Here is a 25,659-nt window from a genome sequence, read left to right as displayed (position 1 = left end):
AGGATGTCCAGCCCCGCCGCAGAACCTCTGCAACCCCTCAACCCCGACGAGGAGGCCCTGGTCCGCGCCCTGGGCCAGGTGATGCACGTGCTGCCCCGCGCGATCGATGCCGACATGGTCGGTGACCGTCAGCTACCGCTCACCGAATACACCGCCCTGATGAACCTATCCGAGGCGCCGGGCCGGCGGATGCGGATGAACGAGCTGGCCTCGGCCTGCCACCTCTCGCTCAGCGGCATGACCCGCACCATCATCCGGCTGGAGACGCAGGGCCTGGTCAAGCGGGAGCGCTGCGAGGAGGACGCGCGCGGCTGGAACGCCGTCCTCACCGACGCGGGACACGCCCGCCTGGAGGAGTCCTGGCCCAGCCACCTGAACGCCGTCCGCCGGCGCTTCCTCCAGCACTTCGAGAGCTTCGACCTCGCCCAGTTGGCGCGCGCGTTCCAGCGGGCCGGCACCGCCGAGACGACCGAGACGACCGACTGAGCGCGGCCCGGCCCAGCCGGTCATCCGGCGACTCAACCGAGCAGCCGGCCCTCGGCGACCAGCGCCCACGCCAGCAGCCCGAAGGCGCCGGTCGACGCGACAGCGCGGACCAGGTTGCCGCGTACCCAGCTCACCTCGAAGCGTTCCCGCAGGGCCGCGAGGTCGGTGCCCCCGTCCACGTCGCCGGCTCGGGCCAGCACGTTGTTGAGCGGCACGTTCACCGCCGCGGTGACGCCGAGCACCACCAGGTACAGCAGCAGCCCGGCCACGATCCACGGCAGCACCGCCCGGCGCCCGGCGGTCAGGTGCAGCGCCGCCGCCAGCAGCGTGAACAGCAGCGCACCGCCGAAACAGACGGCGAACCACCCGTTGAGGATGGACTCGTTGATCCGTCGCATGGCGAGCACCAGCGTCCGGTCGTCGGTGCGGCCCAGGCCCGGCATGACCGCGTACGCGAAAGCGGCGAACAGCCCGGCGGTCAGGCCGGTGGTCAACGTGGCGACGAACAGACTTGCGGTACTCAGGAATCCCATGCGCCCCATTGCACCCGCTGGCGCGCGTCCTGACCAGACCCGATCATGGTCAGCGGGCCGGGGCGTGGGCGGCCAACGGGTTGACGAGGGTGCCGACGAACTGGAGCGCCGCCGACGGGTCGGCCAGGTCGATCATCTGCTGGTTGTCGCGCAGCTGGAGGCGGTTGAGGCAGGAGAGCGTGAACTCCGGTGCGAACAGGTCGTAGTGGCGGACCCGCTCGGCCAGCTGCGGCACCCGGTCGAAGTAGTCGGCGGCGCAGCCCGCGACCGTACGCCAGAAGTCGTCCTCGGCGAGCACCCCGGCCTCGACAAGCACCGCGTTGAGGTGTCGCAGGAAGCAGTCCACCACGTCGGTGAAGATGGTCAGCAGCTTGGTGTCGTCGGGCACGTCGACCCGGATCCGCTCCACCTCGGCCGGCAGCTCGACGTCGGCGCTCAGCACCGCGATCTCCTCGGCGATGTCCTTGAAGATCACCCGCTCGACGGTGTCGTGCTCGTCGAGGACCAGGATGACGTTCTCGCCGTGCGGCATGAAGGCCAGGTCGTGGGCGTAGAAGCTGTGCAGCAGCGGGGTCAGGTAGGCATCCAGGTAGCGGCGCAGCCACACCTCGGGGGCCAGGCCCGACCGGGCGATCAGCGCCGCCGCCAGCGAGCCGCCGTCGCTGTCCACGTGCAGCAGCGCGGCCATTGTGGATAGCCGACGTCCCGGCGCCAGCTCGGGCACCGGGCTCTCCCGCCACAGGGCGGCAAACATCTTGCGGTACGGGGAGGTGCGCTCGGTCGCCGCCTCGTACTGCCGGTGCCGGTAACCCACGGCGGCCCGCTCCCGGATGACGGTCAGACCGGTGCCGGTCAGCACCTCGTCGGCGGCGATCAGGTCGGCCAACCAGTCGTTGATCGCCGGCGTGGCCGCCATGTACGCGGCCGACAGCCCTCGCATGAAGCCCATGTTCAACACCGACAGCGCGGTCTTCACGTAGTGCCGGTGCGGCGCGGTGACGTTGAAGAAGGTACGGATGGACTGCTGGGCGAGGTACACGTCCGGTCCCGGGCCGAGGTGCACCAGCCGGCGCGCGGCCAACTCCCCGGCGAAGGTGACAGCCAGCTTGTTCCACCACTGCCACGGGTGCGCCGGGATCAGGTGGTAGTCGGCGAGGTCCAGCCCGAGGTCGGTCATCGTGGCCGCGAACCGGGCCCGGGTGTCGGCGTCCAGCTCGCTCTCGATGAGCGTGTCGTAGTCGAGGTCGGCGGCGCTGCTGAACGTCGAGTGGTCGCGGTGTGCGGCGAGCCACTCCAACCGGACCGGGGCGGCGGCCTCCGGCGCGTACCTGTGGTATTCGTCGACGCCGAAGCCGAGCCGGCCGTTGTTGGCCACGAAGCACGGGTGGCCCTCGGTCATCGACGTCTCGATGGTCTGGAAGTCCGCGTCGGCCAGCTCGGCGGCGCTCGGCGCGGCCTGGGCCAGCTTGTACGCGGTGCCGGCCAGCGTCGAGGTGATCTCCTCCAGGTAGACCGGGAGCACCCGCGCGGAGAGCCCGAGGGTGCCGCGCAGCTCGACGACGAGATCCACAGCGTCGGGCGGCAGCGTCGTGTCGTCGCGGTGTCGGGTGATGCTGTCCGCGTCGATCTGCCAGTGCGCCAGGGCGAGGACCCGCGCGGCGAACCGGTAGGTGACAGCGCCGTCGTCGCTGCGCACCTCGTACCACTGCCGGTCGTCCGGACCCGACACCGGCTGCGGGGTGAGCAGCCGCTCGTGGGTGAACTCGGCGAGCGCCTTGCGGACCAGCAGCCGGTTGGCCCGGGCCCAACGCTGGGGGGTGAGATGCCCGACCGGGTCGCCGGGGATGGCGTACGCGGCGGCGACGGTGGTCTGGGCGGGGACGGCGGTGGCGGTCACGCCGGGGCTCCTTCGGTTCGGGTGGCGGCGGCACGGTCGGTGGCGGCCTGGAACTGGGCCCGGGTGCAGACGCTGAGCAGCGCGTCCTTCTCGGGCTTGACGATGGGGCCGACGACCTCGAAGCCGACGGCGGCGTTCAACGCGTGCACGGCGGTGTTGCGGACGTCCGGCTCGACCACCACCCGCCGGGTCGCCGGGTCGGTGAAGAGCCAGGCCATGACGGTGGTGAGCACCGCCCGGGTGAAGCCGTGCACCGGGGTGTCGACCGGCGCGCAGAGGAAGTGCATGCCCACGTCACCGGGCTGGTGGTCGTAGTGGCCGGCCAGCTCGACGTGGGCCGGGTCGTAGCGCTCGGCGAGGAACGCCGGACTCCCCCGCCACAGCCCCAGGTATGCGTCGTGGTGCGGGTGCTCGGCGATCCGCCGGTACTCCTCGGCCACCCGGGCCACGTCGGCGTCCCCCATCAGCCAGAACGCCGCCTTCGGGTGGGTCACCCAGGTGTGCAGCTGCGCGGCGTCGGCGTCCGGGTCGAGCGTACGCAGCGCGAACTCACCGAGCCGATCGTCGGCGCGGGTGAAGACGGCGCTCACGACGGCACCCCGAACTCCTGGAAGGTGATGGACTTCTCGATCGGGTAGTGCTCCCGGCCGAGGAGTTCGGAGATGATCCAGGAGTTGCGGTAGGCGCCCATGCCCAGGTCCGGTGAGGTGATGCTGTGCGTGTGGGTGCCGGCGTTCTGCAGGAAGATGCCCCGTCCGGTGTGGTCGATGCTGTAGTTGCGGGCCACGTCGAACCGGCCGTGCGCGTCCCAGCGGATCTGGTCGCGCACCGGCGCGAGAAACTCCGGCACCCGGTAGCGGTAGCCGGTGGCCAGGACGAGGCCCTCGGTACGCAGTGTGAAGTCCCGTTCCTGCTCGACCTGACGCAACCCCAACGTGTACGCGCCGTCCTGGTGCGCGGCGCTGATCAACTCGGTGTTGGTGAGCAGGCGGGTGTTCACCGGCCCGTTGACGCTCTGCGCGTACAGCAGGTCGAAGATGTCGTTGATCAGGTCGGCGTTGATCCCCTTGAACAGGCCCTTCTGGTCGGACTCCAGCCGGTAGCGGGTCGCCTCGGGCAGCGCGTGGAAGTAGTCCACGTAGTCCGGTGAGGTCATCTCCAGGGTCAGCTTGGTGTATTCCAGCGGGAAGAACCGCGGCGACCGGGTCACCCAGTTGAGCTGGTAGCCGTACCGGTCGATGTCACCGAGCAGGTCGTGGTAGATCTCGGCGGCGCTCTGCCCGCTGCCCACCACGGTGATGCTGCGCCTCGTGCGCAACGCCGTCCGGTGCTCCAGGTAGTGGGAGTTGTGCACGGCGTCGCCGGGCAGGTCGGCGACCGCGTCGGGCAGGTGCGGTGGGGTGCCGGTGCCGAGCACCAGGTGCCGGGCGCGATATTCGACTGTCTCCCCCGTGCCGGTGCTGGCCCGCACCACGTACCGCTCGTCGGTGGCGTCGAACTCCACTGTGGTCACGGTCTGACCGAAGCGCACGTTCGGCAGCTTCGCCGCCGCCCACCGGCAGTACGCGTCGTACTCGCTGCGCAGGGGGTAGAAGCTCTCCCGGATGTAGAACGGGTAGAGCCGGCCGATCTCCTTGAGGTAGTTGAGGAAGGAGTACGGCGAGGTCGGGTCGGCGAGGCTGACCAGGTCGGCGATGAACGGGGTCTGCAACCGGGCCGATTCCAGCAGCATGCCGGGGTGCCAGGCGAGGCTCGGCCGGGCCTCCAGGAACACCCCGTCCAGGTCGTCGATCGGCGCGGTGAGGCAGGCCAGTCCCAGGTTGTACGGGCCCAGCCCGATGGCGATGAAGTCGTGGGTGGACATCCGGGTCTCCAGGCGCGTATTCGGGTTCACCGGCGTCAGCCGACGTGGCAGGTCAGCTCGGCGGCGACATGGTCGTGCACGTACCGGCCGGCGTGGGTGGCGATCAGGTCGAGCACGTAGCCGACGTCGTCGATGGTGGTGGCCGGGTTGAGCAGTGTGAACTTCAGGAAGTGCCGGCCGTCGACCCGGGTCCCGGCGACCACGGCGAGGCCGGACGCGGCAAGCGCCTCCCGGGCGTGCAGGTTGGCGGCGTCGGCCAGGCCCCTGCCCGCTCCGGTGGGGAGGTAACGGAAGACCACGGTGCTCAGGTCGGAGCGGGTCACCACCTCGAAGCGGGGGTCCTCGCTGACCAGCTGCCACGCGTCGGCGGCCCGGTCGACCACCTCGTCGAAGAGCGCGCCGAGGGCGTCCGGACCCATCACCCGCAGGGTCAGCCAGAGCTTCAGCGCGTCGAAACGGCGAGTGGTCTGCAGGCTCTTGTCGACCTGGTTGGGGATGCGCTGCTCCACCATCCGGGCCGGGTTGAGGTAGTCGGCGTGGTAGGTGGCGTGCCGCAGCGCCTGCCGGTCGCGGACCAGCAGCGCGCTGGAGCTGACCGGCTGGAAGAACGACTTGTGGAAGTCGACTGTCACCGAGTCGGCCCGTTCGATGCCGTCGAGCAGGTGCCGGCGCGTCGGCGAGACGAGCAGACCGCAGCCGTACGCGGCGTCGACGTGCAGCCAGACGCCGGTCGCCGCGCGGATCTCGGCCAGCTCCGCGAGCGGGTCGATGGAGCCGAAATCGGTGGTGCCGGCGGTGGCCACGACGGCCATCACCACCAGTCCGGCCTGCCGGCACCGCGCGATCTCCTCGCGAACGGCGGCCGGACGGATGCGCCGCCGGGCGTCGGTGGGCACCGCGATCACCGCGTCCGGAGCGAGGCCGAGCAGCTTGGCCGACTTCTGCACGCTGAAGTGACCGGCGGCGGAGGTGAGCACGCGCAGCCGGGGCAGCAGCTCCGCGCGCGCCGCCGGTCCGATCGCGTCGGCGCACGCCTCCTCCCGGGCCAGCAGCAGGGCCTGGAGGTTGGACTGGCTGCCGCCGCTTGTGAACACACCGTCGGCGGTGGGACCGAGGCCGATCCGTTCGGCGGTCCAGTCGATCAGCCGCCGTTCGATGAGGGTCGCTCCGGCGCTCTGGTCCCAGGTGTCCAGTGACGAGTTCACGGCGGTGAGCACCGCCTCGCCGAGCAGCGCCGGGATCGCCACCGGGCAGTTGAGGTGGGCCAGGTATCGCGGGTGGTGGAACCAGACGGCGTCGCGCAGGTAGACGTCCTCCAGCTCGTCCAGCGCCGCGCTCGCGTCACCCAGCGGCCGGTCCAGGTCCACCCGGTCCACCAGGGGGGCCAGCTCGGCCGGGGTGATGCCGGTGACCGGGCGGTCCACTGTGGCCACCCGGCGGGCGACCCGGTCGACGCCGTCGGCGATCGTCCGCCGGTACTGCTCGACCGAGCCGTCGTGCAGCAGGTGGGCCCGCGCGGCGGCGGGCGCCGGCGGCGGCGCGGTGGTCTCGACGGGGTACGTCGGCAGGGTCACGGGATGTCCTTCCACGTTCTCGACGAGGGCAGCCGAAACCCTCCCCTCGGCGCGGTCGCGCGCCTCGGGGCTGTGCTGCCCTGCGGTTGGGGTCGGCACTCGGGCGACGTCGCCCGGCCGGCGCGTCAGCTGACCTTCTTCGCGGCGCGGATCGCGGTGGCGAGGTTCTCCAGCAGCGGCGCGGAGCCGGCGTACGAGAAGCGGGGCACCGCATCCCACGGGGTCACCTGGTTGGCCTTGACCGCTGGCAGCTGCTGCCAGGTGGGTTTGGCGGTGAGGTCCTTGGGCTGCAGCGCGGTGCTGCGGTTGTCCAGCAGGATCAGGTCGGCCGGGAACCTGCCGGCGTTCTCCCAGCTGAGCGCCTCGAAGTAGTCGCCGGCTTCGAGCTTGGTGGGGACGACGATGTCGACACCCAGCTCGGCGAAGTACATCAGGTCGGTGCTGACCTTCGGGTTGGAGACGTAGAAGAGGTCAGGGCTGCCGGAGCAGGCCAGCACCCTGATTCCGGGGTTGGCCTTGACCGCCTGCCGGACCGCCTCGGCGGCGGCGTCGAAGCGGGCCTTCGCGTCGGTGACCTTCTTCGCGGACAGGTCCGCGCCGAGCGACTGGGCCAGCGCGGCGTACCGCTCGATGGGCCTGGTCATCGGCACCCGGGCGGTGGTGATCGCCACGCTGGGCGCGAGCGGGAGGATCTTGTCCTTGCTCTCGTCCGGCACGTACCAGAGCGCGTCCGGGTCGTACATGTGGGTGACCAGCAGCTCGGGACGCAGCGCCGCGTACTTCTCCAGGCTGAACTCGCCCCACACGTTGCCGAGGATCTCGACGGTCTCGACGTTGAGGTCGCCGGCCTGCGGGTCGGCCGTGCCGTCGGCCCGTCTGGTCTCGCCGAACACGCCAACGAGCTGCTTGTCCAGACCGAAATCGATCAGGGCCGCCGCCACCCCGGTGAAGGCCACCACGCGGGCCGGACGGACCACCGCCTCGACCTTCCTGGCACGGTCGTCGGTGAACGACCAGGGGCCGCCTCCGTTGCTGGCGGCGGGCTTCGCGGCGTCGTTCGTTCCGCAGCCGGCGAGCAGGGTGGCCAGCGTGGCGACGCCACCGGCGGTCAGCAGACCACGGCGGGAGAGACGGCGGGCGGACAGGGCATCGGGCATGGTGTTGTCTTTCGATCAGGGGTTGGCCGGGGTCGACCAGGGCAGCGGGGTTAGGTTAGCCTAACCTCGGTCATTGTCAACAGCGGTTCGCCGTGTCGCCACCACCCCGGAGCCCACACTGGACGCCACACCCACCGTCACCCGACCGGCACCATCAGTGCCGACCGGGGACACGGCCGTACCCCCGAGCCGGCGTGGTCGTCACGCGGTCCGCGCCGCCGGACTGGTCGCCGCCGTGGCGCTGCTCGCGGTGATCGTGGTGCTCAGCATCGCGGTCGGCGCGAAGGCCATGCCGCTCGCCGACGTCTGGTCCGGGTTGCTGCACCGCGACGCCACCGAGTACGCCGTGGTGCACCGGATGCGCCTGCCCCGCACCCTGCTCGGGCTCCTCGCCGGCGCCGCGCTCGGGGTGGCCGGCGCGGTCATGCAGGCCCTCACCCGCAACCCCCTCGCCGACCCCGGGCTGCTCGGCATCAACGCCGGCGCGTCCGCTGCCGTCGCCACCGCCGCCGCGTTCCTGGGCGTCACCGCCATCGGCGGGTACGTCTGGTTCGCGCTGCTCGGCGCGGCGGTGGTGACCGCTCTCGTCTACGCCGTCGGCGGCGGGCGGGGGGCCACCCCGGCCCGACTCGCGCTGGCCGGCGCGGCGCTCAACGCCACCCTCTACTCGTACGTGAGCGCGGTGATGCTGCTGGACACCGCCTCGCTGGAGCGGCTGCGGTTCTGGACGGTCGGCTCGCTGGCCAGCGCGGACTCCGCGACCGTGACCCGGGTGCTGCCGTTCATCCTGGCCGGCCTGCTTGTCGCGCTCGGCGCCGCCCGCCCGCTGAACGCGCTCGCGCTCGGCGACGACGCGGCGCGAGCCCTGGGCGCCCGACCCGCGCTGATCCGCGCCGCCGTGATCGTCGCGGTCACCCTGCTCTGCGGCGCGGCGACCGCCGCGTGCGGCCCGATGGTCTTCGTCGGGCTGCTGGTGCCCCACCTGGTCCGCGCTTTGACCGGCCCGGACCTGCGCTGGCTGCTGCCGTACTGCGCGGTGCTCGCGCCGGTGCTGCTGCTCGGCGCCGACGTGCTCGGCCGGGTGCTGGGCCGACCCGGTGAACTCCAGGTCGGCATGGTGACCGCCGTGCTGGGCGGCCCGCTCTTCCTGTGGCTGGTCAGCCGCTCACGGGTGGCCCACCGGTGAGCGGGCGGAGCAGCAGGCTCGGTACCGTGGCGCGTCGCGCTGGCGCGGAGCGAAGCGGAGCGGTGGCATGACAGTTCTGCGTACTCCCGGCGGGTTGTCGGTGCGGTTCCGCCCCCGCGCGCTCAGCGTCGGCGCCGGTGCCGCGCTGCTCGCGGCCGGGCTCGGCCTGGTGGCCCTGGGCAGCGGCGACTACCCGATGGGCCCGGCCGACGTGCTGCGGACGCTCAGTGGCGGCGGCACCCCGGCGGAGCAGTTCATCGTGCAGGAGCTACGACTGCCCCGGCTGGTCACCGCCCTGCTGGTCGGTGCCGCGCTGGCCCTCGCCGGCACGGTGTTCCAGTCGCTGGTCCGCAACCCGCTGGGCAGCCCGGACATCCTCGGCTTCACCCAGGGCGCGTCGACCGGCGCGCTGGTCGTGGTCGTCCTCGGCGGCAGCAGCCTGGCGCTGGCCGGCGCGGCGGTCGTCGGTGGGCTCGGCACCGGCCTGGTGATCTACGCGCTCGCCTGGCGACGCGGCGTGCACGGCTACCGGCTCATCCTGGTCGGCATCGGCGTCTCCGCGATCCTCACCGGCGTCAACGGCTACCTGCTGACCCGGGCACCCCTGATGGACGCCGCCCGCGCGGTGCTCTGGCTCACCGGCAGCCTGGACGGGCGGGGCTGGGCCAACGCCGGGCCGCTGCTCGCCGTCACGGTCGTGCTGACGCCCCTGGTGCTCGTGGGCTGTGCCCCGGCGCTGCGGATGATGGAGTTGGGCGACGACACCGCCGGCGCCCTCGGCGTGCCGGTGCGCCGGCTGCGCCTGGTGCTGCTCGCCGCCGCCGTGCTGCTTGTCTCGTTCGCGGCGGCCGCCGCCGGGCCGGTGTCCTTCGTGGCGCTCGTCGCCCCGCATGTGGCGAAACGACTGACCCGGGCACCGGGGCCGAACCTGGTGCCGTCGATGGCCGTCGGCGCGGCGCTGCTTGTCGGTGCCGACCTGCTGGCCCAACGCGCTTTCGCCGGGCACCAACTCCCGGTCGGCGTGGTGACCGGAGTGATCGGCGGCGGCTACCTGGTCTGGCTGCTGACGATGGAACGCCGGGCGGGTCGGCTGTGAACACCCGCGCCCCCCTCGAAGGAGCACCCATGCACCCCGGCAGTTCCCGGCTCGGCGGCACCGCGCTGACCCTCGCCTACGACCAGCGCACCATCGCCGAGGACCTGACCGTGGCGGTGCCCGACAACTCGTTCACGGTGATCATCGGCCCGAACGCCTGCGGCAAGTCGACACTGCTGCGCGCGCTGTCCCGGATGCTGCGACCCAGCGCCGGTGCGGTGCTGCTGGACGGGCGGGACATCCACGACCTGCCGGCCCGCAAGGTGGCCCGGACGCTCGGCCTGCTGCCGCAGTCGTCGATCGCGCCGGACGGCATCGCCGTCGCCGAGTTGGTCGCCCGGGGCCGCTACCCCCACCAGGGGCTGCTGCGGCAGTGGTCGCGCGAGGACGAACGGGTGGTGGAGGAGTCGATGGCCGCGACCGGCGTCGCCGACCTCGCCGACCGGCCGGTGGACGAGCTGTCCGGCGGCCAGCGGCAGCGCGTCTGGATCGCCATGGCACTGGCCCAGCAGACCCCGCTGCTGCTGCTCGACGAGCCGACCACGTACCTCGACATCGCCCACCAGATCGAGATTCTCGACCTCTGCGCCCGGCTGCACGAGGAGCAGGGGCGCACCCTCGTCGCGGTGCTGCACGACCTGAACCACGCGGCCCGCTACGCCACCCACCTGATCGCCATGCGCGACGGACGCGTGGTGGCCGCCGGAGACCCGGCGACGGTGGTCACCGCCGACCTGGTGGCCGAGGTGTTCGGGCTGCCCTGCCGGGTCATCGACGACCCGGAGAGCGGCACCCCGCTGGTGGTGCCCGCCGCCCGACGGCGCGCCACAGTCCCGGGGCCGGCATGAGCGCACGGCGTTTCCGCGACCCGTGGGGTGTGCCGCACCTGCGGGCCGACGACCCGCTCACGCTGGCGGCGGCACAGGGCCGGGTCACCGCGTACGACCGGGCGTGGCAGATCGAGGTGGAACGGCACCGCGCCCAGGGCAGCAGCGCCGCCTTCCTCGGCGTCGACGCGCTCGGCTGGGACCGGTTCGCCCGACAGGTCCGGCTCGACGACACCGCACGCCGCTGCCACGCGGCACTCGACCCGGCGACCGCCGAGTGGGTGGGCGCGTACGTGGACGGGGTCAACGCGGGCCTCCCGGCCGGGGCGGCCCGCGCGCCGGAGTTCGCCGCGACCGGGCTGAACCCGGGCCGGTGGGAGCCGTGGACTCCGCTGGCGGTCTGGCTGGGCCACCACATCCTGTTCGCCGGGTTCCCCGGCAAGCTCTGGCGTGAGCACGTGGCGCAGCGGCTCGGCCCGGACGCGGTCGACGCGTTCGCCACCGACGGACCCGCCGTGGCCGGCAGCAACGGGTGGCTGCTCACCGCCGAGCGCACCGGCACCGGAGCGGCGCTGCTCGCCGGCGACCCGCACCGGTTCCTGGAGGATCCCGGCGTCTACCAGCAGATCCGGTTGGCCTGCCCGGAGTACGACGTGGTCGGGCTGGCCGTGCCGGGCGTGCCGGGCATCGCCCACTTCGGGCACACCGGTGCGGTGGCCTGGTCGATCACCAACGCGATGGCCGACTACCAGGACCTGTACGCCGAGCGGCTGCGCCGGGACGGCGACCGGGTGCAGGCCCTCGGCCCGGACGGTTGGCGGTCCGTGCCCGCCCACGTCGAGACGATACTGGTGGCCGGGGCCGACGCGGTCCAGGTCGAGGTGGTGGAGACCGAGCGGGGTCCGGTGATCAGCGGCGGGCCGGACGACGCGACGGCGATCAGCCTGCGCTATCCGCCCCGGGTCCGCGCCGAGCTGGGCTTCGCGACGCTGCCGGAGCTGCTCCGCGCCCGCACCGTGACCGATGTGGACCACGCGTTGCGGCACTGGGTGGAGCCGGTAAACGTGGTGCAGGCGGCGGACACCGCCGGTGGGCTGCTGCACCGGGTCGCCGGGGCGGTGCCCGTGCGGCATCCGGACAACGGCCGGCGGGTGGTCCCCGCCTGGGAGGCCGCACACGCCTGGCAGGGCTGGTACGCGCCGATGCCCCGGGCCGAGGTGGTCGGCCGGGCGGTGATGGCCAACGAGCGAGGGCTGGCCGGGCCGCTCGGCGTCGAGTTCGCCCCGCCGCACCGGGCACACCGGATCGCCGAACTGCTCGACGCCGGCCACGGCTGGACGGCCGACGAACTGGCCGCGGTGCACACCGACACGTACCTGGGCTCCGCCGGGCCACTGCTGGCGGTGCTGGCCGAGTCGACAGGGCTCGGCCCGACCGCCGCCGCGCTGCGCGAACGGCTGCTGCGCTGGGACCGGCGGATGGCCGCCGACAGCACCGACGCGGCGGAGTTCGCCCTCCTGCGGGCAGCTGTCGTCCGCCGGATCGCCGCCCACCCGGCGCTGGCCGCACTGGCCGAGCCGCCCGCGTACCCGGAGGTGTTCGCGCAGTGGTTGGCGCTGACGCCGCGCGTCGGTCACGCGCTGGAGCACCTGGTCGGCGCGGCCCCGCTGCCCGGTGTGGACGTGGCCGCGGTGGTCCGCGCGGCGGCCGAGGAGGTCGCCGGCGCGGCGGACGACCCGGTGCGGTGGGGGGACCTGCACCGGCTCGCGGCGTGGCGGGCGCTGCCCGACCCGGATGCCGGGACCGGTCCCCCGCTCGACGGCGACCACGACTGTGTGCTGGCCACCTCCAGCGTGCCCGGGGTCACCCACTGGTGCTTGCGGGGGCCGGCGGCGCGCTTCGTCTGGGATCTGGCCCGGCGCGAGGACAGCCGCTGGGTGGTTCCGCTGGGGGCCTGCGGGGTGCCCGGCGACCCGCACCACGACGACCAGAGCACCGCCTGGCTGTCCGGGAAGCTGTTGCCGGTGACCACCTCCTGGGAGCAGCTCACCGAGGAACGGGACTGACCCGAACCGGCCGCCGGCCGGGGTGCGCGCGGCACCCCGACCGGCGGCCGGTCACGCTGGCGTCAGCGCAGGCCGAACGCCCTGGTGATGCGCTGGCTCACGGTGTTGCCGGCGGTGTCCCGCGCTGTGGTACGCAGGCTCACGAAGCCGGCCTTCGCCGGTGCGGCCAGCGAGGTGCGCCAACCGTCCCCGTGGCGGCTCAGGCGCTGCTTCTGCCAGGTCGCACCGTCGTCGTAGGACACCTCGACGGTCACCGCGCCGACCGAGCCCCGCACGCCCGGCAGGTGGGCGGCGACCACGGTCAGCGGTGCCCGTCGCGACGCCGTGCCCGCGGAGTCGAGGGCCACCTGGTAGTCCAGTTGGATCATCGGCAGCACCGCCGACGACTCCTCCCCGGTGGCGGCTGAGGTGAAGCCCCACTCGGTGCGGGTCTGCCGGGAGTACGGGTTGGTCCAGGCGGCCCGGTCGTTCTCCACCACCAGCCGGTACGGCAGACGCTGCGCAGCCAGCCCGGAGACCTGGAGATACTCGGCGTTGCCCCAGTTCAGCTCCCGGTCACCCTGGTAGAGGGTGGTCCGGTTGACCATGTCGTAGTTGGCGTACGCCTCACCGATGTGACCGCCCCCGTCGCCCCAGCCGGGCGCGGGCAGGTAGACGGTGTCCAGGTAGCGCACCGGCACGTAACCCCCGCCCATCCGGGGTCGCTGGATCGGCCCGAACCACTCCACGGCGCTCGACCGGCCGGCCGGGTAGGTGGCTACCTCCATCAGGTGCTGGCCGGTCTCGCCGACGATGAACGCGTCGTCGATCCACCGCTGGTCGGCGCTCACCCAGTCGGTGCGCCGGCCCTGCGCCGGAGCCGGCTCCTGGTTGCTCGACGCCCAGCCGCGCCAGACGTCGGTGCGGAACTCCAGCGCCTTGCCCGGCCGGTAGTTGCGGAACTCCACGTCGACCCGGACCAGCTCCCGCTTGGCGGGCCGGTAGGTCGGGTCGGTCGGCACAGTGCCCGTCCAGTGGTGCGCCACGTCGTACAGGTAGGTGGTCTCCGGGTGCGACTCGGCGGTCAGCCGCACCGGGCCGTGGCCCAGGGCCGCGATGAGCTGGTCGCCCTCGTCGGCGGTGAGCGTCGCCACTGTCACCGGGGCCGGGCTCTGCGGGCTCCACGGTGTCTCGTCCCAGGGGTCGAGCCGACCGACACCGTCGTTGACCACAAGCAGCAGCGTCGCCCCGGCCGCCGCGACGGCCCGCGCCTGGGTGGCGATGTCCACGGTGTCGCTGCGTCGGACCACCACCGCCCGGTCCCGGACCGGCCGCCTGGCCAGTCCGGCCGCCGAGGTGTCGGCGACGTGGACCGCGTCCAGCTGGCGACGACCAGCCGGCAGCGCGGGGGTCGCCCGCTTCACCAGCAGATCGTCGTACGAACGGCCGGCGGCGGCGATGGTCAACGCGGGCTGTTCGAGCCGCCACCGGGCACCGAACTCGAACTCGCCGTCGGTGACCTTCTGGCTCGTCGGCAACGCCCACATGCTGTCGTACGAGTCGTTGGGCAGCACCTGGCTCTCGGTGAGGCCGTTCGCTGTGGACCGGTGGATGTCCATCCGCAGCGAGGTGGCGGTGGCCTCCTGCGGCACCGTGGCCCGCACCTGCTTGGCGGCCCGCGCGTCCAGGGTGACCGTGCGGTCGCGGTCCAGGTTGACGTCGGTGAAGCTGAGCATCGCCATGCCCCTGGAGCGCGGCCCGTTCACGCCGCGCACGTCCGCGGTGATCCAGCCGTTCCAGCTCGCCACCGGCAGCCGCAGCGTGGCGGTGCCGCTCTCGGGCAGGTCCACGGCGGTGAACAGCCCGTCGGTGGTGAGGATGACCTTGCCGACGAGCGGTTTGCCGTCCCGGTCCTTGGCGACAAGCGTCAGGTTCTGCCGTTGACCCTCCTTGCCGGCGCCGACCAGGGTGCGACCGCGGACCACGCCGGCCTCGTCGGTGGCGACGATCATGCCGCTGACCTGCTTCTCCACCGGCAGCTTGTCGTACGCCGCGGTCAGCGTCACAGTGGCGGTGCCGCCGGCGGGCACGGTGAGGGTGTCGGCGGAGAGGGCGAAGAGGCCGGCCGGCGCGGTGGTCGCGTCGAGGGCCAGCTTCAGCGTGACCGGCGCGCCGCCCACGTTGGTGTAGGTGACCGTCCGGTCGACTGTCATCCCCGGCTGCTGCGGCCAGGCCTGGAAGCCGGAGTAGGCGCTCGGGGTGGCGAAGACGGTGGCCCGGGTGGCGGCGACCGCGTCGACCCGGCCGGCACCCGCCTGGTACGGGGTGTACCCGGGGGTGGCCTTGACCGTGCTGACCAGCGCCTCCTTGATGCGCTGACCGGTCCAGTCCGGGTGCGCGGCGGCAACCAACGCCGCCGTGCCGGCCACGTGCGGGGTGGCCATCGAGGTGCCGCTCATCAGCGTGTAGTCCCCCGACCCGCGCACAAGGTGGGAGCGGGCCGCGAGGATGTCCACACCGGGCGCGGTGATCTCGGGCTTGAGCCCGCCGTCGCCGGCGCGTGGACCCTGGCTGGAGAAGTCGGCGAGGTGATCGGTGGCGTCGACGGCGCCCACGGTGAGCGCGGAGTCCGCGGCTCCCGGGCTGCCGATGCTGGCCGGGCCGCTGTTGCCGGCGGCGATCACGAAGAGGGCGCCGGTCTCGGCGCTGAGCCGCTCGACGGCCTGGCTCATCGGGTCACTGCCGTCGGTGGCCTCACCGCCCAGGCTCATGCTGACGACCCGGGCCTTCTGCTCGCGGGCCGCCCACTCCATGCCGGCGATGATCCACGAGTTCTGCCCACTGCCCTCGCTGTTGAGCACCTTGCCGATGTGCAGGCGGGCGCCGGGGGCGACGCCCCGCTCGACACCGCCGGAGGCGGCGCCGGTGCCGGCGATCGTCGAGGCGACGTGCGTCCCGTGGCCCTTGTAGTCGAGGATGTCCGGCTCCTCGGGCACGAAGCTGCTGGACTCGGCGATCTGACCGGCGAGGTCCGGATGCTCGGCGTCAGCGCCCGAGTCGAGCACCGCGACGTCGACGCCGGCAGCGGTGTTGCCCTCGGCCCAGAGGGTCGGGGCGCCGATCTGCGCTGTGGAGTCGGCCAGGTCGGCGTGGACCCGTCCGTCCAGCCAGACCTTGGCGATGCCGTTGGCGAGGGTCGGGGCGGCGCCCGTACGCCGGGCGGGGCCGGTGGTGAGGGCGGTCCAGAACCGCTCGGCGGTGGCGCGCTGGCGAGTCAGCGCGGCGCCCCGCACGCTGTCGAGCGGGCGGACCAGCTCGGCACCGTCCACTGTGGGGCGAGTGCGGGCGCGGGCTGCCGCGTCGGTCATCGTGACGATCAGCGGCAGCGTGTCGGTGTGGGCGTCGTCGTAGCCGTCGTCGATCAGCTCGGTGACGTTGAACAGTTGGCGGTCCAGCACGCCGCCTGTGACGTACGGCAGCGCGGTGTCCGGGTAGACGTACGTGTCGCCGTTGAGCACGGTGCGGTGGAAGGTTGGCGTGCCGCCGTCCGGGCGGCGCACTGTCGTCACGGTGCTGCCGTCCGCGGCCGTGGTCACCGTGACCGTGTCACCGGTGATCAGCGTGACGGTGGACGCACGTCCGGCGGCGGCCGGGGGAAGGCCGACCGGGCGGTCGGGGGTGGTCGGCGGGGCGGCGGACGCCCCCGCGGCGGGTGGGGTGAACCCGGCCGCCAGGGTGAGGGCGGTGCCGAGGGCGATCAGCCCGGATCGGCGGCGCCGGCGAGACAGAGCCAAGATGACCTCTTTGCGTCGAGAAGTGGTACGCAGCACAGCATCGACGCAACACCCACCCCTGACCCCCACCAAACCTCGACGCACTTACGCCATGACACAAACCCGCCACCCTCCCCCTCCCCCTTCTCCCCGTCCCCCGCCCCGCCCCACCCGGTTGATCAAGAGATTTGCGTCAGGATTCCGGCTCCCGGTGACGCAAACTTCTTGATCAACCCGGTGGGGTGGGGTGGGAGTGGGGTGGGGTGGAACGGGAGTGGGAGCGGGGGCGGGTTAGAGGTCGGCGGTGGTGGTTAGGGCGGCTAGTTGGTCCAGTTGGTTCGGGTCGGACAGCGCCGAGCCGACCGCCGCCACCCGCACTCCGGCCTGGAGGAACGCGGCGGCGTTGCCCGCGTCCAGGCCGCCGGTCGCGACGAAGCGCAGTTGCGGCAGCGGGCCGGCGATGGCCTTGAACCAGGCCGGCCCGAGCGAGATCGCGGGAAACGCCTTGAGCCAGGTGAGGCCGTGCCGCAGCGCCTGCTGAGCCTCGGTGGGAGTGGCCACACCGGGCAGGTGGGGCAGGCCACGCGCGGCGGCGGCGTCGGCGATCGTGAGGTCCAGGCCGGGCGCCACGGTGAACCTCGCGCCCGCGTCGGCGGCGGCGGCGACCTGCTCGACGTCGAGCACGGTGCCGGCGCCGACGATCCGGCCCCGCTCGGTGCCCGCTGCCACGGCGGCGCGCAGCGACGGCACGGCGTCCGCGGTGGCCACCGGAACCTCCACCACGTCGATGCCGAGGTCCCAGGCCCGCTCGGCGAGCCGAACGGTCTCGGCGACCGGCAGGCCGCGCAGGATCGCCATCACGCGGGCGCCGCCGAAGATGTGCTCGAAATCCGCTGTGGTCATTGTGCACTCCATCCGAGATCGCGGTGAATCTGTTGCCTGCTGGCCCGGTCGAACTCCGACCTGGCCCGGTCGGAACCCGACACCATGACTCAGGCCGTCGCCGGCGCGCCGGTCAGGTCGAGCGGCGACCAGGCCTCGACGGGGGCGTCGATCAGCTTTTCGAACCAGGCCCACGGCGGGACCGGGGCGTTGTCCCCGCTGCTTGTCAACGCCTGGGCCGCGACGAGGTGCCCGAGGCGCAGGCGCCGCACGGGGTCGAGGCCGCGCAGCAGCCCGGCCAGGTAGCCGGCCGCGAACGCGTCCCCCGCGCCGACCGGTTCCACCACCGTCACCACTGGCGCGCGGACGAAGATCGGCTCGGCGTCCCGGCACAGTGCGGTGGCACCCACCGCGCCGTCCTTGACCACCACCGTCTCCGGTCCGGGCAGCAGCCGGCGTACGGCCGCCGGGTCGGCGGTGCCCCACAGCGTCTCCGCCTCGTCCTGGCCGACGAAGACCAGGTCGCTGCGGTCGGCCAGGTCGCGTAGCACCGCGGCGGCCTGCTCGGCGGGCCACAGCCGGCTCCGGTGGTTGACGTCGAAGCTGACAAGCGCCCCCGCCAGCGGCCGGTCCGCCACGGCGTGCTCGACAAGCGCCCGGCAGGAGGCGGAGAGCACCGGCGTGATCCCGGACAGGTGCAGCACCCGGGCACCGGCCAGACCTGGCGCGGCCAGCGTGGCAGGGTCCATCCGGGAGGCCGCCGACCCCGCCCGGTAGTAGTGCACGGCGGTGCCCTGCGGGCCCGGGTCCTTGACGTACAGGCCGGTCGGGGCGGCCGGGTCCACGCTGACCTCATCGACGCGGACGCCGGTCGCGGCGACGTGCCGGACGACGGCCCGGCCGAAGGGGTCGTCGCCGACCCGGCTCACCCAGGCCACCCGGTGCCCCAGCCGGGCCAGGTAGCCGGCCACGTTGGACTCGGCGCCGCCGACCGAGACAGCGACCTGTCCGGCGTGGTCCAACGGCTCACCCGGCGCGGGGCAGAGCACCACCATCGTCTCCCCGACCGCGGCCACCTCCACCGACGGGGAACCCGCCGGGACGGTCGCCTGGTCAGGTCGGGGGTCGGAAGGCATCGGGGCACACGTCCTCGCGGCGGGATCCTGGGCGCCGCCGAGCCTAGGTGTCGGGCGCGAGACGAGCAACCCGCTGCGCGGGGAGTCAGGGCAACGTCAGCCCGTACGCGGCGAGCACCTCCCCGATCGGCTGGTAGTAGGTGGTCCCGCCGGAGGTGCAGTTGCCGCTGCCGCCGGAGAGGATGCCGAGAATGGTGCCGGTCGATGCCACGTAGAGCGGTCCGCCGCTGTCGCCCGGCTCGGCGCAGATGTTGGTGCGGATCAGGCCGTAGATCACGCCGGTGGCGTAGTTGACGGTCTGGTTGAGGCCGGTGACGGTGCCGCAGCGCACTCCGGTGGTGACGCCACTGCGGCAGACCGCCTGACCGACGTACGCGTTGCCGGGCCCGTAGATGGTCAGCAGACCGGGGTAGGTGTAGACCGCGCTGGGATGGGCGATCCGGCCGGTGTAGCGGATCAGCCCGTAGTCGTTTGTGGGATAGCTGGTGGCCGTACGGGTGCCGAGCACTGTGGTCTGGGCGCTGTCGGCGTACCAGGTGCTGGCGGTGGTGGTGCAGTGCCCGGCGGTGACCACGTAGTAGGTGCTGCCGCTGCGCACGTTCGCACCGAGTGAGCAGCGACCGCCGCCGCCGTAGATGCCCTGGCCGGCAGCGATCAGGGTGCGCAGGGTTCCGGGTTCACGGCGCACCAGCGCGCCGGCCCGCTCGGCGGTCGCCCGCAGCGCCGTCAGCTCGGCAGGGGTCACGGTGTCGTCGACGGTGAGGGTCATCCGGCCGGTGGCGGGGTCGAGGCCCCAGGCGGTGCCCGCGGTGCGTATCCCGGTGAGCACGACCGCCGCGTCGGCGGCCCGGTCGGGAACGGCGGCCCGCGCCGTGCTGGGCGCGACGAGCAGGAGGGTGGTCAGGACGAGGGCGACGAGCGGGGAGCGGCGCATCCGAACCTCCGCGAGGATCGAGCATGATGGATGCCGTCAAGCATCGCCCCCGGTCCGACGCCATGGCAACCTCGGGCCGTCCCTCTGCCCGGCCGGCGGGAATCGCCGATCCGGGGACGGTCCCCGCCGGCACCGCCGATAATTCTCGGGAGACACGGCGGGAGGCCGGGCATGACCACCGGAGGCACCGGGGCGCTGGTACGCCGGCTGGACGGGTCGACCCGGGCGACGCTGCTGGAGCTGCTCTTCGACGTGGTCTTCGTAGCCGCGCTCGCGCAGACCTCGAAGCTCCTCGCCGACCAGGAATCCTGGACGCGCAGCCCGGCGGTGTTGCTGATGCTGACGGCGATCTGGTGGACCTGGTCGGTCACCACCACCACCACCACCGAGTTCTACGACCCGCAGCAGCGCCCCATCCAGGCCATCCTCATGATCGCCATGGTCGGATCGGTGGGGATGGCGGCATCGCTGCCGATGATCACCACAGGGCAGTCCACGGCTTTCGCGGTCGCCTACGTCGGCACCCACGTGGTGCGCGGCATCGTCCTGGTCGGCACGTTGTACCGGCAGCAGCACCGCTCGGCCATGGTGCGAGCCACCCGGTTCCTGTTCTGGTTCCTGGTGTCCGGCGTCCTCTGGATCGTCGGCGCGCTTGTCGACTCCGCGCGGTGGTGGATCTGGATCATCGCGATCGCCATCGACCTGCTCTCCGCGGCGGCGCGCTATCCCACACCCCGGCTCGGCCGGGTGCCTCTCGACCAGTACGACCGGACCACTCCGCACCTCGGCGAGCGGTACCAGCAGTTCGTCATCCTGGCCCTCGGTGACATCATCCTGGTGCCCACCCTGGAACTCAGCCGCAGCGAATTCGACCGCCTCAGAATCACCGCCCTGCTCTGCGCGTTCGCCATCATGCTGCTGCTCTGGCAGATCTACGTCTACCGGGCCGGCGAGTTGCTCGAGACCGCGGCCAAGTCAGTGCCCGGTCGGTCCGCCCGGATCGCTCCGTACACCCATCTGGTGCTGCTTGTCGGCGTGCTCGTCACGGCAGCCTCCTTCGACCTGGTCGTCGACCGTCCGGCCGGAACGACACCGGTGCGGTGGCTGACGTTGATCATCGGCGGACCGCTGGTGTTCGTGCTCGGCCGGGCACTGTTCGCCTATCTGCTGTCCGGCCGCGTGCCGTGGCGGCGAATGGCGGCGCCACTGCTGCCCCTGCTGCTGCTGCCCTGGGCCGGCGGCTGGCCACCGGTGCTTGTCACCGCGATCGTGGCCCTCGCTCTGGCCGTGCACGTCCTGGCCCCCAGGAGCGGCGGCCGGGAAACCAGGCGAGGGCTCGGACCGCGACGGCCCGCCGGATGACCCTCGACCGGTCAGGCGAGGTGCCGACCGGCCCAGTCGGCGAGGTCCCGGGCGCAGGCGTCCACCGACTCCTTCCAGGTCCGCGCCGCGCCGTCGCCCGCCTCGTCGCTGACCTGCTTGACCAGCCGGCACGGCACGCCGGCCTGCGCGGCGGCCCACGCCACCGCGTACCCCTCCATGTCGACAAGGTCGGCGCGCTGCGCCAACCGGTCCCGCGCCGCGTCGTCGGCCACGAACGTGTCACCGGTGGCCAGCACCGCACCCTCGGTGGCCAGGGTCAGCGGCGCACCGTAGGTCTCGCCGGTGAGCGTGCGCAGCAGATCGGTGTCCAGGTCGTGCTGGAGCACGGTGGCGACCTCGTGGATGCCGGCCAACCCGGAACGCAACGCGCCGGCCGTACCCAGGTTGAGCAGCAGGGCGGGACGCGGCCCGGCGGCGAGCACCGCGGCCACCGCGCTGGCGGCGTTCACCTTGCCCATGCCGGTGAGCAGGACCGGCAGGTCGGGCGGCAGGTAGCGGGCCTCCTCGCCGACGGCGAGCACCACCAACGGACGATCGGACCGGACGGTACCCCGAAGATTCACCGGAGCATCGTACGAGCCTGCCTCCGGGCCGTTGACGTCAGTCGTCGGTGAAGCGGTACAGCACGAAGTCCTTCTCCGCCCCACAGGCGATCACGTGGGTGTTCCACGAGCAGGACGAGCTACGCACGTCCTTCAGCTCGCCCAACTCGTCGACCGCACCGGACTCGGTCCACACCCCGGCCAGCACCCGGTTGTCCGCGACCACGCTTGGCGGCTTGGCGAAGACCAGCAGGTTGCCCTCGTCCAGCCGGACCGCCACACCGCCCCGGTCCCGCAACACCGGCTTGCCGGCGGCGTCGAAGAGGGTGACAGTCGGCTCCGGGTACTCCCGCTGGGCGAGCACCTGCTCCCCCACCGACACCAGGTCGGTCACGCCCGGCGCCGGCCAGTGGGCCGTCCGTTCGCCCTCGGTTGCCGCCACCACCTCGGTGCGCTGGACGTCGTTGTCGGGCACCTGCAACAGGCAGGCCCGCCGCGCGCCGCAGGCCACCAGTTCCTTCGGGCGCTGCTCGTCGTTCCCGGAGCGGTAGAGCACCACCGGTTCCGCGTCGGACCCCAGGTCGTACGCCAGCAGCTGGTACCCGCCCTCGTTGGCGGCCACGAACAGGCGGTCCTCGTGGGCGACCACCAGGTCGTCGAGGTCGGCGACGCTGCCCCACTGGCGCAGCACGGCGCCGGATGCCATGTCGAGCAGCCGCACGGACCGGTCCGCACCCACCTGGACGAGTCGCCGCCCCTTGCCCGTCCACGGGTCGCGGGGCCGGCCGTCGAGGAAGGCCGGTCCACCCGCCGCCTCGTCGCTGCCCACCGGCCGGACCACTGTGCGGCTGCCGTCGTACTGGTCGCGGGGGTTGGGCCGGGTCCACTTCTCGGTGCCGTCGCTCAGGCGCAGGCCGACCAGCCGGGCCGCGGCCCGGTCCACCAGCACCGCCGTGTCGTCGGCGACGTAGATCTCGTCGTCACCGCGGACCGGGCGCTGCCAGCGCTGGGTGCCCGAACCACCGTCCAGGACAGCCAGCGGACGCAGGGTGCTGTCGCCCGGTGCGTCGGCGAGGACCGCGACCGCCCCCGGCACGGCGATGATCGCCTCCCAGTCGTCGGCCCGCACGTCGGTCGCCTTGCGCCACAGCTCCCCACCGCCACCGGTGTCGACCGCCACCACCTCCAGCCGGTCGTCCGGCAGCGGATACCCGAGGTAGGCCCGGTCGCCGAGCACCGCCGTCCACATGCCGGCCGGCCGCTCCCCGCCGGCCGCCGGCCGGGACAGTTCGCGCAGCGACCCGAACTCCAGGTCGGGGTAGCGGTCCCGGGTCAGGTACAGCGTCGCGGCGGTGCCCACCCCGAGCAGGGCCAGCACCGCGCCCAGCACCACCCAGCGCGCCCGCCGCCAGCGCCCCGCGCCGGCCGGATTCGGCGGCGCGGCACCCGCCCAACCCGGCGCGGGCGGACCCGCCGGCGGGGCACCCGCCCAACCCGGTCCCGCCGGCGCGGGCGACCCCGGCCAGGGCTGCGACGGTACGGCCGGCCCTCCTCCGACCGGCCCAACCGGCGCGGGCGGACTCACCCGAGCCGGGGCGGGTGCGGCGAGCTGCGGCCCGGCGTACGCCGGTGTGGGCGCCGGTCGGCGCAGCGGCAGGTCGGTCAGCGCGCCCTCGGCCACCGGCAACTCCGGCTGGTCGAGCACCGTCGGCGCCACCCCCAGTTCGGTGTGCAGCATCCGGGCCACCAGGGGGATCCGCGACGAGCCACCGACGAGGAACAGTCCGGCGAGCTGGTCGGGGCTGAGTCCGGCGGCGGCGATCACCTCCCGGGCCCGGTCCACCGCGCGGCGCAGCAGCGGCGTGGCCACCCGCTCGACGTCGGCCCGGGTGAGCTGGACCGCTTCGGCCACCCCCGGCACCGCGACCGGCGCCACAGTCGAGCGGGACAGCGTCTCCTTCGCACCTCGTACCTCGTCCCAGAGCCGCACCTGGTCGCGGCGCTGCGCCGGGTCCTCCGGTCGGATCAGCCGGGCCCACTGCGCGGCGTGCCGTTCCCCGAGCAGCTCGCCGACCCGCCGCACCAGCGCGGCGTCGAGATCCAGGCCACCCAGGTCCGGCAGGCCACCGTCGGCGACCACTGTGAAGCCGGAATCGCCCCAGGGATCCGCGCCCTCGTTGCGCAGCACCGCCACGTCGAGCGTCCCGCCACCGAAGTCGAACACGGCGATCGCCCCACCGACCGGCACCGGGCGGCGCAGCACCTGCGCGTAGTAGCGGGCGGCGGCCACCGGCTCCCGCAGCAGCCGGGTGCCCGGTGGCGTCGGACCGGCGAGGGTGTGCTCGGCCGCCTGCGGCCAGCCCGCCTGCAGCAGCGCGTCGGCGAGCACCTGTCGCCGCCGCGCGTCCCAGGCCGCCGGGCAGGTCAGCACGGCCGGGGGCAGGAACCCCACGGTGCCCACCGCGGCCCGCGCGACCGCCGTCAGCACCGCGGCGAGCAGGTCCGACGGTGGGTACGAGCGGTCACCGAGCAGCACCGTCGGCTCGTCGACCCGACGCTTCGGGTTCGCCTCGAACCGCCCCGGGTCGGTCTGGGCCAACCGGCGGGCGTCCCAACCGGCGTGCAGGGTGCCGTCCGGGTCGCCGTACACGGCGGACGGGCTGACCGGTTGACCGTCCATCAGCAACGGACGCGTCCGCCCGTCCGGCCAGCGCAGCACCGCGACCGTGTTGGACGTACCGAGGTCGACGCCGAGGGCGAAACCCTCGTGCTGGTCTGCCATCTACCCGATACCTCCGCGGCGACGAGGGGAACTCGACAGCGCATCGTACGCAGGCAGCGCCGCCCCGCTGATCAGTCGGTCAGGTGCCGTACGCCGACGACCTGGCTGCCGCTGCTCGCTCCGGTCGGACGGATCCCGACCTCAGCGAGCGGGATCCGGCAGGAGGCCGTCGAGCAGCCGTCGCAGACCGAACTGGAACCAGGTGTCCAGGTCCGTGTCGGGTCTGCTCTGTCCCGCCGCGACGAGCCACTGTCGTTCCCGGGTGCGGCCGGTCCGCTCCAGCCGGGTGCGGGTCGCCGACCACCAGGCGGGGTAGGTGGTGTCGGTCGGATCGCTCCGGATGAGCAGGGCCATGCCCTGGGTGTAGCCGCTGAGCACCAGGTAGGCGCGGAACGCCTCGGCGGGGTCGTAGCCGGCGCTGGTGAACGCCGCCACGACCCGGTCGACCATGGCGAGGATGGCCGGGCCGGTCGGTGGCCGGTCGGTGGCGAGGACGGCCAGCAACCAGGGATGCTGTCGGTACATCGTCCACTCCTCCTGGGCCAGCCGTTCGAGCTGTTGGCGCGGGTCGGCGCGCACGGGCGCGCCACCGGGCGTCTGCGCGGCGGTGATGCGCTCGGCCATCGCGCCGAGCAGCTCGGCCCGGTTGCGGACGTGCCGGTACAGGGAGTGGATGGGAATCGCGGCGCGCTGGCTGAGCACCCGCATGGACACCGCGTCGAGGCCCCCGGAGTCCGCCAGCTCGATGGCGAGGCCGACCAGCCGGTCGCGGGGATCGCCGCCGCCGACCGTGGGCGGCTCGGGGACCCGACGCGACGTCGCGGTGGGGCCGTGCTCGCGACGCCTGCGGTACGCGCGCGCCTGGCAGCGGCGGGAGCAGTAGCGGCGCGGGCGTCCCCGGCCAGCATCGCCGGGCAGCTTCGCGTCGCACTCGACACACCGACCGGCGCGCACCGCCACCCCCAGTTTCGTCACGGCACGTGGCGTGACGAAACTACTGCATCGGCCAGCCGCGCCGCCAGGATCGACTGCTGAGGGCCTACTGCCAGGTCGGCCGGCTGGCGAGGACCCGGTCCCAGTCGACCGTCCGGACCCACTCCGCGTAACGGTGCCAGGTCACCTCCGGGTACCTGGCGCGCAGCCCGTCGACGTCGACGAAGTCGGTGTTCTCCTCGAACCGCTGGAACATGTCGGCGATCTCGTCGCCGGCCCACTGCCGGACCTGGTCCAACGGCATCTGCTGGTACGGGATCTCGCGGCCGAGCACGTCGCTGAGGATGCTGGCCGCCTCGTCGCCGGTGACCCGGTCGGAGGCGACGTCGATCCGTTCGCCGACGAAGCGGTGCGGGTGCTCGATGGCGTGCACGGCGAGACCGGCGATGTCGCGTACGGTCACCTGGTCCAGCGGCTTGCCGGCGGTGAGCGGGTTGGCCAGGACGCCCTCGGTCAGGCGGCTGAACCCGACGTTGAGCGCGTTCTCCATGAAGTACACGGGCCCGAGGACGGTCGCCCGGACCTGCTGATCGCGCAGGTACGCCTCGACGAGCTGCTTGCTGTCGGCG

20 protein-coding genes are annotated in these 25,659 nt (G+C 73.2%); 6 read left to right on the top strand and 14 right to left on the bottom strand.

Features of this window, described 5'->3' with window-relative positions; translation table 11 throughout:
- Window positions 1-3: 3 nt before the first annotated feature.
- Window positions 4-486, top strand: coding sequence for a MarR family transcriptional regulator (locus ABZU25_RS31710; RefSeq protein WP_355033022.1), 483 nt, complete (start codon window positions 4-6; stop codon window positions 484-486).
- 32 nt (window positions 487-518) lie between these two features.
- Here ABZU25_RS31710 and ABZU25_RS31705 read toward each other — a convergent pair whose 3' ends face one another.
- The 6 genes from ABZU25_RS31705 to ABZU25_RS31680 all read right to left on the bottom strand — a co-directional run bounded on the left by ABZU25_RS31705 (window position 519) and on the right by ABZU25_RS31680 (window position 7,511).
- A complete protein-coding gene (locus ABZU25_RS31705) occupies window positions 519-1,019 on the bottom strand; it encodes an anthrone oxygenase family protein (RefSeq protein WP_355033021.1) in 501 nt (166 codons plus the stop codon).
- Window positions 1,020-1,068: 49 nt separating this feature from the next.
- The gene (locus ABZU25_RS31700; RefSeq protein ID WP_355033032.1) at window positions 1,069-2,865 is read right to left on the bottom strand and encodes an IucA/IucC family siderophore biosynthesis protein; all 1,797 of its coding nucleotides are present in this window, start codon (window positions 2,863-2,865) and stop codon (window positions 1,069-1,071) included.
- Between the two features lie 47 nt (window positions 2,866-2,912).
- Window positions 2,913-3,506 carry a GNAT family N-acetyltransferase gene (locus tag ABZU25_RS31695; protein WP_355033020.1) on the bottom strand — a complete coding sequence of 198 codons (594 nt, stop codon included), beginning with the start codon at window positions 3,504-3,506 and terminating at the stop codon, window positions 2,913-2,915.
- Window positions 3,503-4,780 (bottom strand): lysine N(6)-hydroxylase/L-ornithine N(5)-oxygenase family protein, encoded by a 1,278-nt coding sequence (locus tag ABZU25_RS31690; RefSeq protein WP_355033031.1) that lies wholly within the window; start codon window positions 4,778-4,780, stop codon window positions 3,503-3,505. Before ABZU25_RS31690 ends, ABZU25_RS31695 begins: the two co-directional genes overlap by 4 nt.
- A gap of 35 nt (window positions 4,781-4,815) precedes the next feature.
- The gene (locus tag ABZU25_RS31685) at window positions 4,816-6,354 is read right to left on the bottom strand and encodes an aspartate aminotransferase family protein (protein WP_355033019.1); all 1,539 of its coding nucleotides are present in this window, start codon (window positions 6,352-6,354) and stop codon (window positions 4,816-4,818) included.
- 125 nt (window positions 6,355-6,479) lie between these two features.
- A complete protein-coding gene (locus ABZU25_RS31680) occupies window positions 6,480-7,511 on the bottom strand; it encodes an ABC transporter substrate-binding protein (RefSeq protein ID WP_355033018.1) in 1,032 nt (343 codons plus the stop codon).
- 157 nt (window positions 7,512-7,668) lie between these two features.
- Between ABZU25_RS31680 and ABZU25_RS31675 the strand changes: the two genes are divergently transcribed.
- From ABZU25_RS31675 to ABZU25_RS31660, 4 genes are all read left to right on the top strand, one after another.
- A complete protein-coding gene (locus ABZU25_RS31675) occupies window positions 7,669-8,697 on the top strand; it encodes an iron chelate uptake ABC transporter family permease subunit (RefSeq protein WP_355033030.1) in 1,029 nt (342 codons plus the stop codon).
- A gap of 67 nt (window positions 8,698-8,764) precedes the next feature.
- A complete protein-coding gene (locus ABZU25_RS31670; RefSeq protein WP_355033017.1) occupies window positions 8,765-9,793 on the top strand; it encodes an iron chelate uptake ABC transporter family permease subunit in 1,029 nt (342 codons plus the stop codon).
- Between the two features lie 29 nt (window positions 9,794-9,822).
- On the top strand, window positions 9,823-10,641 hold the full coding sequence (locus ABZU25_RS31665) for an ABC transporter ATP-binding protein (RefSeq protein WP_355033016.1): 819 nt from the start codon (window positions 9,823-9,825) through the stop codon (window positions 10,639-10,641).
- Complete coding sequence (locus tag ABZU25_RS31660; protein ID WP_355033015.1) at window positions 10,638-12,686, top strand: penicillin acylase family protein; 2,049 nt, start codon at window positions 10,638-10,640, stop codon at window positions 12,684-12,686. The genes ABZU25_RS31665 and ABZU25_RS31660 overlap by 4 nt, the downstream gene beginning before the upstream one ends.
- Before the next feature lie 62 nt (window positions 12,687-12,748).
- Here ABZU25_RS31660 and ABZU25_RS31655 read toward each other — a convergent pair whose 3' ends face one another.
- The 4 genes from ABZU25_RS31655 to ABZU25_RS31640 form a co-directional block, all read right to left on the bottom strand.
- On the bottom strand, window positions 12,749-16,459 hold the full coding sequence (locus tag ABZU25_RS31655) for a S8 family serine peptidase (protein WP_355033014.1): 3,711 nt from the start codon (window positions 16,457-16,459) through the stop codon (window positions 12,749-12,751).
- A gap of 270 nt (window positions 16,460-16,729) precedes the next feature.
- A complete protein-coding gene (locus ABZU25_RS31650; protein WP_355033013.1) occupies window positions 16,730-17,341 on the bottom strand; it encodes a bifunctional 4-hydroxy-2-oxoglutarate aldolase/2-dehydro-3-deoxy-phosphogluconate aldolase in 612 nt (203 codons plus the stop codon).
- Between the two features lie 89 nt (window positions 17,342-17,430).
- Window positions 17,431-18,456, bottom strand: a complete 1,026-nt coding sequence (locus tag ABZU25_RS31645; protein ID WP_355033012.1) for a sugar kinase — start codon at window positions 18,454-18,456, stop codon at window positions 17,431-17,433.
- 85 nt (window positions 18,457-18,541) lie between these two features.
- Window positions 18,542-19,390, bottom strand: coding sequence for a S1 family peptidase (locus tag ABZU25_RS31640; protein ID WP_355033011.1), 849 nt, complete (start codon window positions 19,388-19,390; stop codon window positions 18,542-18,544).
- Window positions 19,391-19,561: 171 nt separating this feature from the next.
- Here ABZU25_RS31640 and ABZU25_RS31635 point away from each other — a divergent pair, with 171 nt between their 5' ends.
- Window positions 19,562-20,752, top strand: coding sequence for a low temperature requirement protein A (locus tag ABZU25_RS31635; protein ID WP_355033010.1), 1,191 nt, complete (start codon window positions 19,562-19,564; stop codon window positions 20,750-20,752).
- A gap of 11 nt (window positions 20,753-20,763) precedes the next feature.
- On the opposite strand, the gene ABZU25_RS31630 is transcribed toward ABZU25_RS31635, so the two are convergent.
- The 4 genes from ABZU25_RS31630 to ABZU25_RS31615 form a co-directional block, all read right to left on the bottom strand.
- The gene (locus ABZU25_RS31630; RefSeq protein WP_355033009.1) at window positions 20,764-21,336 is read right to left on the bottom strand and encodes a nucleosidase; all 573 of its coding nucleotides are present in this window, start codon (window positions 21,334-21,336) and stop codon (window positions 20,764-20,766) included.
- 37 nt (window positions 21,337-21,373) lie between these two features.
- A complete protein-coding gene (locus tag ABZU25_RS31625) occupies window positions 21,374-24,097 on the bottom strand; it encodes an Hsp70 family protein (RefSeq protein ID WP_355033008.1) in 2,724 nt (907 codons plus the stop codon).
- A gap of 141 nt (window positions 24,098-24,238) precedes the next feature.
- On the bottom strand, window positions 24,239-25,072 hold the full coding sequence (locus ABZU25_RS31620; RefSeq protein WP_355033007.1) for a TetR/AcrR family transcriptional regulator C-terminal domain-containing protein: 834 nt from the start codon (window positions 25,070-25,072) through the stop codon (window positions 24,239-24,241).
- 64 nt (window positions 25,073-25,136) lie between these two features.
- A partial coding sequence (locus ABZU25_RS31615) for an NmrA family NAD(P)-binding protein (protein WP_355033006.1) occupies window positions 25,137-25,659 on the bottom strand: 523 nt, incomplete at its 5' end.

This window comes from Micromonospora sp. NPDC005215, assembly GCF_040607915.1.
GTDB lineage: Bacteria > Actinomycetota > Actinomycetes > Mycobacteriales > Micromonosporaceae > Micromonospora.
Note: the sequence above shows the minus strand (reverse complement) of the source record. Positions and strands in the feature narration are given on the sequence as shown.